11 protein-coding genes are annotated in these 13,406 nt (G+C 44.8%); 1 reads left to right on the top strand and 10 read right to left on the bottom strand.

All coding sequences use genetic code 11. From position 1 onward, the window contains the following. Positions 1 to 3: 3 nt before the first annotated feature. The gene (locus tag BACINT_RS08425; protein WP_007662209.1) at positions 4 to 609 is read left to right on the top strand and encodes a hypothetical protein; all 606 of its coding nucleotides are present in this window, start codon (positions 4 to 6) and stop codon (positions 607 to 609) included. Here BACINT_RS08425 and BACINT_RS08420 read toward each other — a convergent pair. The 10 genes from BACINT_RS08420 to BACINT_RS08375 form a co-directional block, all read right to left on the bottom strand. Next, entirely contained in the window at positions 590 to 2,077 is a 1,488-nt protein-coding gene (locus tag BACINT_RS08420) for an MBOAT family O-acyltransferase (RefSeq protein ID WP_007662207.1), read from the bottom strand. The two genes, BACINT_RS08425 and BACINT_RS08420, sit on opposite strands and share 20 nt — an antisense overlap. Next, positions 2,058 to 3,104, bottom strand: coding sequence for an SGNH/GDSL hydrolase family protein (locus BACINT_RS08415; RefSeq protein WP_370807819.1), 1,047 nt, complete (start codon positions 3,102 to 3,104; stop codon positions 2,058 to 2,060). Before BACINT_RS08415 ends, BACINT_RS08420 begins: the two co-directional genes overlap by 20 nt. Next, on the bottom strand, positions 3,058 to 4,431 hold the full coding sequence (locus BACINT_RS08410) for an SGNH/GDSL hydrolase family protein (protein ID WP_044154958.1): 1,374 nt from the start codon (positions 4,429 to 4,431) through the stop codon (positions 3,058 to 3,060). The genes BACINT_RS08415 and BACINT_RS08410 overlap by 47 nt, the downstream gene beginning before the upstream one ends. Before the next feature lie 92 nt (positions 4,432 to 4,523). Then, positions 4,524 to 4,817 (bottom strand): PG0541 family transporter-associated protein, encoded by a 294-nt coding sequence (locus BACINT_RS08405; RefSeq protein WP_007662202.1) that lies wholly within the window; start codon positions 4,815 to 4,817, stop codon positions 4,524 to 4,526. Between the two features lie 11 nt (positions 4,818 to 4,828). Next, complete coding sequence (locus tag BACINT_RS08400; protein ID WP_007662200.1) at positions 4,829 to 7,999, bottom strand: efflux RND transporter permease subunit; 3,171 nt, start codon at positions 7,997 to 7,999, stop codon at positions 4,829 to 4,831. Between the two features lie 20 nt (positions 8,000 to 8,019). After that, positions 8,020 to 9,039 (bottom strand): efflux RND transporter periplasmic adaptor subunit, encoded by a 1,020-nt coding sequence (locus tag BACINT_RS08395; RefSeq protein WP_007662199.1) that lies wholly within the window; start codon positions 9,037 to 9,039, stop codon positions 8,020 to 8,022. A gap of 22 nt (positions 9,040 to 9,061) precedes the next feature. Further along, positions 9,062 to 10,414 carry a TolC family protein gene (locus BACINT_RS08390; protein ID WP_007662197.1) on the bottom strand — a complete coding sequence of 451 codons (1,353 nt, stop codon included), beginning with the start codon at positions 10,412 to 10,414 and terminating at the stop codon, positions 9,062 to 9,064. A 34-nt stretch (positions 10,415 to 10,448) separates the two neighbouring features. After that, the gene (locus BACINT_RS08385; RefSeq protein WP_007662195.1) at positions 10,449 to 11,108 is read right to left on the bottom strand and encodes a TetR/AcrR family transcriptional regulator; all 660 of its coding nucleotides are present in this window, start codon (positions 11,106 to 11,108) and stop codon (positions 10,449 to 10,451) included. Between the two features lie 168 nt (positions 11,109 to 11,276). Beyond that, positions 11,277 to 12,773 (bottom strand): histidine ammonia-lyase, encoded by a 1,497-nt coding sequence (hutH, locus tag BACINT_RS08380; RefSeq protein ID WP_007662193.1) that lies wholly within the window; start codon positions 12,771 to 12,773, stop codon positions 11,277 to 11,279. Further along, the gene (locus BACINT_RS08375) at positions 12,770 to 13,399 is read right to left on the bottom strand and encodes a cyclodeaminase/cyclohydrolase family protein (RefSeq protein WP_007662191.1); all 630 of its coding nucleotides are present in this window, start codon (positions 13,397 to 13,399) and stop codon (positions 12,770 to 12,772) included. Before BACINT_RS08375 ends, hutH begins: the two co-directional genes overlap by 4 nt. Positions 13,400 to 13,406: the final 7 nt, after the last annotated feature.

The following is a 13,406-nucleotide window of genomic DNA, read 5'->3' as shown; positions in this document are numbered from 1 at the left end:
ATAATGAATTTAGATGAAATGAAAAATAGTTGGAATGTCCTGAACGAGCGTTTGGAACAGAATGAGATATTGAACAAGAGGATCATTGAAGAAATGGTTGCAAGTAAAACAAAATCTGCTTATGACTGTATTTATAATCAAGAACTACGGGGACTTTATATCCTCCTGCTCGTCGCCCTGATTGTACTGCCCGCAAACAGATTTCTGGGAATCAATATGAAACAGAGTTCATTCATACTTCTGGAAGCTGTAATGTTTTTGGCTTTGCTTTTTCAATCAGTAATCCTTTATAGTTTATCCAAGTTTAAGCTGAATTATATGAAAGTGAATGAGTTGACCCGTACAGTCCTGAAATATAGAAAATTCTATAGCTATAACAAGAAGTACGGTACCATTCTCGGCCTTGGCTCCGTAATAATCTTTATGATTTCAGAGAGTAAAATTACCAATCCCTACGCTTTCCTACCTGTATTGGCAGTAATGATTATAGGCTGCATCTACAGTTATACGAAACTGAAGCTGCACGAACAAAAAATCAAAGAAGTAGAGCAAGGACTGGCAGAACTGAAAGAGTTTGAGAGTGAGACTATCAGAACTGGAAGTAAATGAAAGGCTGAATCTCCGTACTCTTCATCTGGATTACCAAGTAAATTAAAGCAAGCATCAGAACCGCCTTTCCCATCAGGGGGAGGCGGATCACTGTTTTACAACAAGCATTCTCCCAACGATCGGGGCAGAAATGCAGGCAGAACCCCAATGCCATCAGTGCAAACACTTCCCAATAGCCTGCAATCAATTGCGGAAAAAGTTGCGGGCGGAAAGTGGTACAGATCTGTTTGATCATATCCAATGAAGTGGAAAAGTCCGCATTGCGGAAGAATATCCAGCAGAAACAAACAAAGTGGAATGTGATAAGTATACCAAAGAAACGGCGGATGCCGTGGCTTTCTTCCCCTTTCTTTCTTCCGGTCAACGTCATCCAGAATTTATGTGCCGCCAAAGCAATGCCATGGAACAATCCCCAAATGACAAAATTCCAGGAAGCACCATGCCACAAACCACCCAAAAACATGGTTATGATAAGGTTGGCATACTGACGGATTTTTCCTTTCCGGTTTCCACCCAAAGAGATATAAAGATAATCTTTCAGCCAACTGGAAAGTGAGATATGCCAACGCCGCCAAAACTCCGTAATAGAGGCCGACTTATAAGGAGAGTCAAAGTTCTTATTAAAATGAAAACCTAACAACAAAGCTATTCCGATAGCCATATCACTGTAACCTGAGAAATCGCAATAGATTTGCAAAGCATATCCATAAACACCCATCAGATTCTCGACTCCGGAATAGAGCGTAGGATTATCAAAAATACGTTCTACAAAGTTCACACTGATATAATCCGAAATAATCGCTTTCTTGAACAAACCGCTTGCAATCAAGAATATCCCCCTTCCGAACATCTCATGGGATACGAACAAAGGGCGGCGTATCTGTGGGATAAAATCACGGGCACGCACAATAGGGCCTGCCACCAATTGCGGGAAGAAAGATACATAAAAAGCATAATCCAGCAAATTGGTAAGAGGGGTTATATCTTTGCGATAAACATCGATGGTATAGCTAAGTGACTGGAAAGTAAAGAAAGAAATACCCACAGGGAGGAATATATCGTAATGGTGGAACGTACCACCTACCAGCGAAGCGAAGACATCTCCCAGGAAATTGGTATATTTGAAATAACAAAGCAGGCCAAGATTGATAACAAGACTCACTAACACCCACACCTTGCGCTGCCAACGCACAGAGGAGGATGCCATAAGACGGGCAATAAAGAAATCGGTAACCGTGACAAGTGCCAGCAGGAAAAAGTAAGTTCCGCTACTTTTATAATAAAAATAATAAGAGAATGCGGTAACAAACAACAAGCGTGCAGTCAGACGGCGTTGCAACAGCAGATAAACCAATATAAATGCTGCAAACAACCACAAGAAAATGCCGCTACTGAATATCATCGGCGCTTGCGGGTCATAAACGAATACGTCTCGCAGACGGTTAAAGTCAATATCCCACATAATCATTATAGGCTTTTAAAAGAGCTTGATAAAACAATTCGCCTTGCAGCACATATCCTTCGGGAAGATAATGTACATGATCCGGACGCATCAATTTTGCTTCCTGCCAGTTCAGACAAGCACGCTGTCTCCCTCCCACCGCTTCGTACATATCCCACACGGCTAGACCGTTGTCATCAGCAAAGCGACGCATGGTTTCTACAGCAATTGCAGTACGGGGATTAATGGAATAGGTGCGGCGGCGGCGACTTTTCCGGAAACTGTCGTAGGAACCGGGGGGAGTTGTCATCAGTAAAGGTACATTGGGCAGACTGTCGCGAAGCATACGCACCAGTTCATCCATTTGTCGGTAATGCAACAAGGTGTTATAACGTCGGTTGTGGCTTTCGTTCGTTCCGAAAGAAAGTATAACCAAGTCAGGATGCAGGGCGGCAATATCAGAAATACGGTCGGGACGGGTAAAGGTGATACAAAAAGCGCCATTGATACCCATATCGGTATAAGAGATAGCACCAAAAGTTTCTGTCAGCAGCGTTCCGGTAGTACGGGGCAAAATACGCCCACGGATATGACTGTCACCGATATGCACGATACGGATGGTATCTGTAGAAAAGCCGGCATGTAACAGACGCAACTTTTCCCAAAAAGGATTGAGGATGCCAAGGCTATCCGTCAACTCATTTTCACCAAGTTGCTGAAAGCCGGAAGGAAAAGCTATTTGAGGAACAGCAACAGTATCCGTACGCTGGGAATAGGAACAGAGCGTGTCACAATTTACTGTGACTTTGCAGATAAGAGGACAGGATGGAATAGGGTCCTGGGCATGAAGAGGAAAAAAGCACAGAAGAAACAAAGTTGTGATAAAAAGATCTTTCATCCGCAGATAACACGGATGACACGGATTCTTATATTTAAAATCTGCGTTATCCGTGTTATCTACGAATGAAAAATATGCCTTTGAAACCTCCAATACGATTTTTATTCTATTATTCCGCTTCATAAGCCCTCCTCCTGTCGTACTGTTCCTTTCCATACACAAGCGCTTCATAAAGTAGACCTGCCAGGTGCTTACCTCCCCGGAAATTAATATGCGTATAGTCATAATTCGCCAAAGAAGGCTTGGCATGTACCAGATTCGCCATGCTTCCCTCTCCTCCCATTGCTTCGAACATATTCCAGAAAGCAATGTCGTTATCTGCCGCCAGATTTTGTTGGTAACGCACCAGATTTTTAATGCCGGGCATTGTGCGTAGAGTGCCATCTTCCGTCTTATAATCCCGGTCACCTACGCTGACTATCAAGATACCTGCTTGTGGAAATGCATCCTTCAAATGATCAATAGTAGTCTGCATACCTGCAATGTATTTGTCATAATTCCGCCCACGTTCAGTAGCAACGTTCAATCCATATTGCAAGATAATCAAATCGTAAGGACGCTGCTCATTAAATTCGTGCATCATCCACACAGGAATAGAACGCAAGGATAAGCCCGAACTGCCGCGCAAAGAGAAATTATCCAAGATAATTCCTTTTTTGCCATCCATAGCCAAACCATAAAATAAGGTAGAATCCGCCTCATCAACCGTCCAACGGACAGAACCGATATTTCCATCCACTTGCATTTCCTGCAAATCATCTGTAGCCAGAAAAGTACGGGTTTGCTTTTCATTCCGATTGACATTCACAGAAAGGGTGACTTCTCCTTTACTATAAAAGAAGATAGAAGCCTGTTCACATGTATCCAGATGGGAAGCATATTTGTTTTGTCCCTTCAATTCCACATAAGCACCCAAACGGGGAACAAAGTAATGTCCGGAAATACCTTGCTTTTTACGATCAAAGAAAGTAGAATCCATTACAGAATGGCTTTGCCAACCACCAAACGAGTGGCGCACGGTAGGACGGAATCCACTGGTCATAGAAGTAATGGTAACAAAACCTACTCCGCAACCACCATATTTATCCTGCAACATATTGCGCAAATCCGCAGTAAGAATATCCGCTTCAATGAAGGAATCTCCGAAAACGGCAATACGCACCTGACGGGGGCGCTGTGCCAATTCATCCAAAGCCCGGTAAAAAGGTGTCATGCCGCGCAGAGTAGAATCACTGTAGTCTTCAATGCACGTCATACCTGCACGACAAGTATCGACAAAAGCAGGTTTCACCTTCGGCGGGGGCGGAAGCAAACTGTCCGGTTCTTCCGCAATATCTTTCTGAGTACGCACGTCACCCAGCAAGTCGACACGCCTCATCACGTGTTCACCTACCGTAAAACCGGGCAGGAAGTACATCAGTAACAATCCCGCCAATATAATCAATGCCCAAATGCAAGTATATTTCAGATAATTCTTTTCCATGTTGCCCATAAAGGAGCTGCAAAGATAGGGAAAAGACATAAAAAGAAAGGGAAATCTTCACGTTTTGTAAGATTTCCCTTTCTTCCTCACAACTATATCGTCTTCTCAATGTTCCAGACAAATGCCCGGAGACCGAGTTGCTGGGTCTCCTCGTCTATCCGGTGAAGTGCATCGAGCAACGGGTCTACTTTAGCTTCGTCTACAATAGTAATAATAGCAGAGCACATACTGGGCCATGCATGGCTTCCATAGTGCGGCTCGCCCGTCTTACTGCCACGTCCCTGTACTTGCTGCCAATAGCTGAATCCACGGCACCCCTGGCGATCAAGTAACGCCATGATGCGCTCGAAGAACGCCTGGTCAAATGTTATAAATACGGATTTCATATCTTTTTGATTTATTGTTTTTTAGGTTTTGTCATCTTCTCCTTATGAGCCTGATAGTAATCATTCAGTTCACGGTCTTTCTTGATCTTGCGACGGTTACGCCTGATACCAACACCGGCAAACGAACAATAAAGCACGGGAACCAGGATCAGCGTCAAGATGGTAGATACCGTCAGACCACCGATTACAGCCACACCCAGCGGACGCCACATCTCGGCACCTTCACCTTGCCCTACAGCCATCGGCACCATACCGAGGATAGTAGTCAGTGTAGTCATTAATACCGGACGCAGACGGCTACGGCCTGCCGTAACCACAGAGTGGAGTACTGCCATACCGCGCTCGCGACAGAGCGTGATGTAGTCGATCAGCACAATACCGTTCTTCACCACAATACCGATCAACATGATTCCACCCAACAAACTCATTACGTTCAAGTTGGTGCCCGTGAAGAAGAGAGCCATCAACACACCGCTGAATGCAAACGGAATGGAGAACATAATAATGAACGGATAACTCAAAGACTCAAACTGAGCGGCCATTACAATAAATACCAGAATGATAATCAGTACAGCCAGTGTACCCAGGTCGGCGAACGAATCCTGCTGATCCTCGTACGACCCTGAAATCTGGATAGAAATACCGCTCGGCAAGTCCATCTTATCAATAATAGCATTACCATCGGCTACCACATCGCCCAACGGAACTCCGGAAATAACGGCAGATACCGTCACAATACGTTCACGATCCTTACGCTCGATAGTAGGAGGAGCCGAACGCTCAACTACTTTACCAAGGTCCTTCACACGGATACCTTCACCGGAAGGTGTATAAATAAGGATATTCTCCAAATCTTCAATCTTTGTACGGAACTCAGGAGCATAACGTACACGGATATCGTACTCATCACCATCCTCACGATAATAGGAAGCCAAAGCTCCATTCACGCGATTACGCAGATAACCGGAAGCAGTTGACAGATTCAGTCCATGTAATGCCAGTTTCTCACGGTCAAAGTCTACCTGATATTCAGGCTGGTAATCCTGACGGCTGATGTTTACCTCACTCACACCTTTTACATTCAGTAGTTTCTCTTTCAATTCGGCCGAAACTTTATCCGTAGCGGTAAAATCATAACCATATACCTCGAAGTCGGCACTAGCCTGGGCACTCATACCACCAGTACTACCACCAAGAATTACCTGCGCCTTGTCCAGTTCGGGATAGGCCTTCAAGTCTTCACGCATCTCATCACAGACTGTTTCCAATTTGACTTTACGTTCCCCCGGACTCACCAAACTGATGTTAAAACTGATAATATGGCTACCATTGTCCTGCATGGAAGCAAAAGTATTATCCGAATCAGCCTGTCCTACAGTATAGTTACAAACTTTCATTACACCTTCGTAGCGTTTCATCCACTTATCTGTCAGTTCCGAAGCCAGTGCCTGGGCACGCTCTACACGAGCACCGATAGGAAGTTGCAACTTCACACCAATACGGCTATTATCAGCCGCCGGGAAGAATTCCGTACCAATATACTTGGCGCAGAACAAACTTGCCGCAAAGAAAGCAGCACAACCAACCATGATAGTTATACGATGGCGTACAGCCCAGTTCAAACGATTCTGATACCACACATCAAGAGCATCGAGCCCGCGCTGAATCGGCTTATAGAAAGCGATGAACATCTTACTCTGCTTCTTCTGCAAGCGCAAGAGCTGTGCACACATCATCGGTGTAAATGACAAAGCCGAAATGGTAGAAACAGTCATGATCACGCACATCATCCAACCCAACTGGCGGAACAGCACACCGGACATACCGCTCACCATAGTCAACGGGAAGAATACCGCAATCATAGTCAGCGTAGAGGCTATAACGGAAATAGCCACCTCGTTCGTGGCATGAACCGCTGCTTGCTTCGGCTCGGACCCTCGTTCAATATGGGTTGTCACATTCTCAAGTACCACAATGGCATCGTCCACCACATTACCGATAGCAATGGAGAGACAAGAGAGCGAAATAATATTCAGCGAACCACCGTCTATAATACCCAGATAGATGAATGAAGCTACCAATGACATCGGGATGGTGATACAGATAATAACCGTAGCCCGCCAACGTCCCAAGAATACAAACACTACCAAGATTACGAACAACATGGCGTACATGATAGTCTCCTCCAAACTGTCAATGGTATTCAGAATGTTATCGGAAGTATTGACAATGATACCCAGTTTCACGTCACTCGGCAATGATTTCTGCAACTGCGGCAGCATATCGATAACCTTTTGTGAAATAGCCACAGAGTTGGCACCGGATTGTTTCTGTACCACAATCATAGCACCTTGCACACCATTACTGTACGTCTTCTGCGCACGCTCTTCCACTGAGTCCACTATCTTTGCCACATCGCGCAGATAAACGGAAGCTCCGTTGTGCGTGCCCACCACAATGTTCGCCATCTCCTTGGGGTCCTTGAACTCTCCCTCCACACGGAGTGAATAGGTATTGTTTCCCACATCGAAGGTACCACCCGGAGTATTTCGGTTTTCAGCACTGATGATGGAACTGATGGTTTCCACTGAAAGGTTATAAGCATCCAGTTTGTTAGGGTCGCAATAGACATTCACCTCACGCTTGGGTGCACCGGAAATAGACACCGTACCCACACCCGGCACACGTGCCAGCGGATTCACGATGTTGTCATCCAATATTTTATAAAGTGCCGGCTGACTTTCTTCCGCCTGAACGGAGAGCAGCAGGATAGGAATCATGTCCGTACTGAACTTAAAGATAATAGGCGTCTCCACCTCATCAGGAAGCTGAGAACTTACCATATCCAGTTTATCGCGTACATCATTCGTCAACACATCTATATCATATCCATATTCAAACTCCAGTGTAATCACAGAAATGTTTTCTGAAGATCTGGAAGTAATATGTTTCAGGTTGCTGACAGAGTTCAGCGTATTTTCTAACGGACGGGTCACATTGTTCTCAATATCCGACGCACTGGCTCCCGCATAGGAAGTCATCACCATGATGGTATTGGTCTCGATATCCGGATAAAGGTCTACCGGCAATTTTGACAAAGAGAACAGACCAAATATCGCTACTGCCAAAAAGCAGAGCGAGGTCATAATCGGTTTTTTAACCGCTCCTTCGTATAAACTCATGTTGTCTTTTTAATTAAGAATTATTTCTCTACTTCCACTTCTACCCCGTCAGCCAACTTGGACTGTCCTGCAATGACTACCTGCGAGTTGTTATCCACACCGGAAATCAACTCATATTCCGTATCCATACGACGTCCCAGTTCCACTTTGTTATAAGAAACTTTCCCGTCCTTATATACATAAACATAGCGGTCGCCGGAACCGGCACGTTTTACGATAGCCAAATCGGGCACAACTACGTGATCCTGCGTTCCGAAGTTCAGCGTTACACGGGCAAACATACCCGGACGGACTTTCTGGTCGCGGTTAGTCAAACGCACTTCAACAGGGAAAGTACGGGTATTCGGATCAATGGTCGGATAAACCAGATTTATCGTTCCTTCAAACTCTTCGTCACCATACACATCTACTTTAACAGCTACGGGAGCCCCCTTCTTTACTTTCGCAAAGTAGCCTTCGGAAACGTTGATCATCAGTTTCACCGGAGTGATCTGTTCCACTACCAATACCGGTTCGCCGCCACTGTACATATCACCATTATCGTAATTACGCGCCGTTACCACACCATTAATGGGGCTGAGTAATGCGGTATTTTCCAACAGATTCTTATACGTAGTCTTCTGTACGTCCAACGCCATCTTGGCTGCATCCCATTCGGATTTGGAAGTACCGCCTACCTTATATAATTCGTCGGTACGCTTGAACTCTATTTCCTGATTATCCAGACGGAACTTAGCTTGCTTCAGGTTGGCAGCGTCCATCTGTACCAATTTCTGCCCCTTAGATACACGGTCACCCACTTCCACAAATATCTGGTCAATACGCACCGGGGAAGAAGGAGCAATATTGTTTTTCACTTCTGCCTGAACAGTAGCGGTATATTCCTGAATCTGGTCTACGGGACGTGCGGTCACAGAAGCCAGTTTAACTCTCGGTTTTTCATCTACCTTCTCGGCTGTAGCCTTGTCTTTCTCTCCACCACTGCATGAGCCCAGCAGAGCAACTGCCACCAAGGCAATTAATTGAATACTTTTTTTCATATCGTTGTGATTTTTCTTTTTTTTACTTATTAATTAAATAGTCGCGACCCAAAACCTGGTCAAGGTCAGCCTTAGATACCAGATAATCGTAAATAGCTTGGTTATACGTCAGTTCAGCCTGAGTTAATGATACTTGTGAACTGTTCAGTTCCAACACTGTACCTTTACCTACTTCATAGCGTTTACCGGCTATTTCCACAGCCTTCTGGGCCTGCATTACATTCTCTTTATTACTTACCACTTGCTCTGAACTTGCTGCCATATTATTCTGGTAGCTGGTAATCTGCATGTTCAGTTTACGCTCCGTATCCGTGCGGTTTTCCTTTAACTGATTGATTTGAATTCGTGCGGTCTTCAGTTTCGTAAAGTTACTGGCTTTATAAAGAGGAATATTCAGGGTAAATACCAAAGCAGAACTCCCACCCCAACTATAGTCGAACACATTCCAGTTATTATTATACAATGACTGGTATTGATAAGAATAGTTCATTCCCAGTGTCGGCATGAAGTTTGTCTTCAGGGACTTCAGATTCTGATTGAGCATCTTCATGTTCAGGTCGAATTGCTTCATTGTGGTATTGTTTACCAAACCTTCATTCAGTTCATTCAACTGGTTAGCAAACAAATCGGTCTCATAATTAGCCAGATTATCGGCAATCTTGAGATCAAAATCTTCCGTTATCCCCATCAGCACTTTCAGCTGAAGTTTGGATAAGGTAACGGCATTACCCGCTGAAATGACATTCGGCTTCACACTACGCATCTGTACTTCAGCGCTAATCTTATCAAATTCGCTGACGGCTCCCTGCTGGTATTTTGCATTAACCACGTTATAATTATCTTCCGCCAATTTATAACTCTTCTGCAAAACTTCATAAGAATCTTGCGCCAGCATCAACTGATAATACGCTTTAGTAACCTGGTTCACCAGATCCTGCTTAGAAGCACGGGATTTTTCTACCGCCAATTCTATGTCGGTTTTCGTCATAGACATTGCTTTGTAGACCGAAGGAGCAAATAACGGTAAGCTGATATTCAAAGTTCCACTTACTGTATTCGAATCGTCCTGCCCCATTTTGAAAGACTGACCGCCGAGGTTCATCTGGGCTGCCGTAATCGTATGGTTCCATGTTCCGCCAATACTGGCTTCTGGCAACAAACTTTGCCAAGTCTCCTTGTTAGCCACTTTTTTCAGGGCTATTTCCTCTTCGGCAACCTTTATGGTCGGATTATCGCTGAGTGCAATTTCCAGTGCTTTGTCGAGGGTCAAGGTTAGGGTTTCTTTTGTTTCCTGTGCCTGCACGGAGCCTACAGCCCACGCCAAAACCACAGTCAACATCATCTTTTTGCCTACTAAAATTAGTTGTCTGTCCATAAAAAATCAATCTATATGTTTAAAGATTATTGGGTCATTCCGAACTGGCTTGTCGCTTCTTCCGGTACTCTTGAATGAATTCTTCCAGTTTCCGGGCTCCTTTCTCTGTCGAAATTCCCCGAAGGTATGTGAACATGATAGACTCATACACTTCGAGAAAAGAATATTCTTTGCAAAGGTCTGTATTCATCAGCAAGTCGAGCTGTTCGCGCACCAACAGGTTTACAATAGAAAAATTAACATCATCGCGGAAATAGCCTTGCTTTATACCCAATTTAAAGAAAGCAATTGTCTCTTCAGAGTCACGGTTACGACGCTTTATCAACATATCATATACCTTGGGGTATTTCTTGATATCTTCAAAGAACTTTTTATTCGTATTATGGAACTTCTCAATGCTCCTTTGATAGAGCTTTAACAAAACTTCCAGTACATTAGAGGCTTTTTCGTAGACTTCCTTCACATACGTATCCCCCTCGTCCTGAGCCCTTCGGAGGCACTCCATCAGTAAGGTTTCTTTATCAGCAAAGACTTCATATAAAGTACGTTTGGAGATGCCTAGTGCTGCCGCAATATCATCCATCGTAATACTTTTGATACCGTGGGTAACAAAAGATTGCAGAGCAGTATCAACGATACGCTCCCGTAACTCCAACCTCGAAGGGTGCTCTTTCATGTTGTCGCCCGTTTTCATTCTATTGTTTCTTTAGATTTTTAGATTTCAAGCAGAGGAATGTCCTCTTTCGGAATAAAACTGGGCAAATATAGAAAGAAAACTCAACCTATAGATTGAGTTTTCTTGTTAGGTTCGCTATATTAATATTTATTAAAGATATAGCATATTTATTGGCAAGAATAACGATTAGTAATCGAACTTTGTGCGGTTCAGGAAGGCAACTGTTTTATGAATCTCTTTGTACATGACAATATCGTCTTTAATAAAAGGGACCTCCTTGCGATATTCATTCAGGAAGCGTTCCAAAGCAGGAGAGGTCTTTAACGGGCGACGGAATTCGATCCCCTGTGCGGCATTCATCAATTCAATGGAGAGAATATGTTCCAGATTGTCCATGATGCGATACAATTTGGTAGCTGCATTAGCTCCCATGCTGACATGGTCTTCCTGTCCGTTGGAGGAAACAATGGAATCACTGCTGGCAGCATAGCAATACATCTTATTCTGGCTGACCATGGAGGCAGCAGCGTATTGCGGTATCATAAAACCGGAGTTCAGACCGGGATTGGCCACCAGAAATTCGGGCAAACCGCGCAGTCCCATAATGAGCTGTGCCACCCGTCGCTCGGAAATGTTACCTAATTCAGCAAGGGCAATACCCAGGAAGTCATAAGAAATGGCAAGCGGCTGACCGTGGAAATTTCCACCGGAGATGATGCGGTCTTCATCAGGGAAGATGGTTGGATTATCCGTTACGGAATTGATTTCAGTCAGTAAGACAGAAGAGACATAACGGATGGCATCTTTCGTTGCACCATGCACTTGGGGGATACAGCGGAAAGAATACGGGTCTTGCACATGGGCTTTGTATTGAGCAATGATTTCACTGCCTTCCAGGAGTTTACGGAAATTATCGCCTGTCTCGATTTGTCCTCGGTGCGGACGGATTTGCTGGATGCAATCCATAAAAGGATCGATACGCCCATCGAAAGCTTCGAGGGAAAGAGCGGCAATAAGGTCGGCTTTCTTGGAAAGGCGGAAAGCTTTCAGAATGGCAAACACACCATTGGCACTCATAAACTGCGTACCATTGAGCAGGGCAAGGCCTTCCTTACTCATAAGCTTCACCGGCTCCCAACCAAACTCATCGAGGACACTGATGGCCTCACGCTTCTTACCTTTATAATAAACATCGCCCACACCGATAAGCGGCAGGAAGAGATTGGCAAGGGGAGCCAGATCACCGGATGCACCGAGCGAACCACGGTCGTAGACAATGGGCATCACATCGTTATTGAAGAAATCGAGGATACGCTGCACGGTAATGACTTGTACGCCACTATGTCCCAGAGAAAGGGCATGAGCCTTGAGCAGCATCATTAATTTGATGATGACGGGACGTATCTCTTCACCGACACTGCAAGCATGACTCTTAATCAGGTTTTCCTGCAAAGTACCCAATTCGTCAGGAGATATATTTTTGCTGCACAAGGAGCCGAAGCCTGTGGTAATGCCGTACAAAGGTTCTTCGGACTCGGCTATCTTATGATCGAGGTAGTCGCGGCATTTTTGTATCCGTTCTTTGGCTTCGGAAGCCAGTTCCAGTTTAAGATTCTCGTTGATAATTCGTTCGATGATGTCGAATGTGAGTTCACCGGACCCTACATGATAGACATTTTTCATACTCGCAATTCTTGGTTAACAACATCCAATACTTCTTTTTCACGGTCACAAGCCAAGCGTTCCAATACATCGGCTTCTCTTTGAAGTTCATCCGCAAAGGTTTTATCTTTGATGGAACCCAGGTTGATGCGGACATTCAGCAGTGCGCCCAGCACAGCATTGCGGGCGGACATCATGGCCACACAAGCATCAGTCACTGCATTACGATTTCCCAAACGGGCAACGTCGGCAATCACCGACATCAGTTCGTAAGCATTACGAGCTACTTGCATGGGTACGAGGGCAGCATGCTTAGTGGCTTCCTGGATGGCTGCGCTGCGGGCAGTTTTTTCTTCATCGGTAGCCTTAGGCATCTTGAAGCAGGCAAATACGGCATCATAGGCTTCCGAGTCACGATCTATATCAGCTACGAATACGTCTTTCTCTCTCAGTGCGAGAGAAGCAATATGGCTCATAAGTTCCTCGTGTTCTTCATAATTCTTCTTGCCGATGGTGAGGTTAGCAACCATAGCGGCAAGCGCCGAGGCTACGGCACCGTTCAAGGCAGCAATGCTTCCGCCACCGGGGACGGGATCACTGCCCGCCACTTTACTCAAGAATTCTTTCACTGTCAAATCAACTAACATGGTATTT

Source organism: Bacteroides intestinalis DSM 17393, assembly GCF_000172175.1.
Lineage (GTDB): Bacteria > Bacteroidota > Bacteroidia > Bacteroidales > Bacteroidaceae > Bacteroides > Bacteroides intestinalis.
Note: the sequence above shows the minus strand (reverse complement) of the source record. Positions and strands in the feature narration are given on the sequence as shown.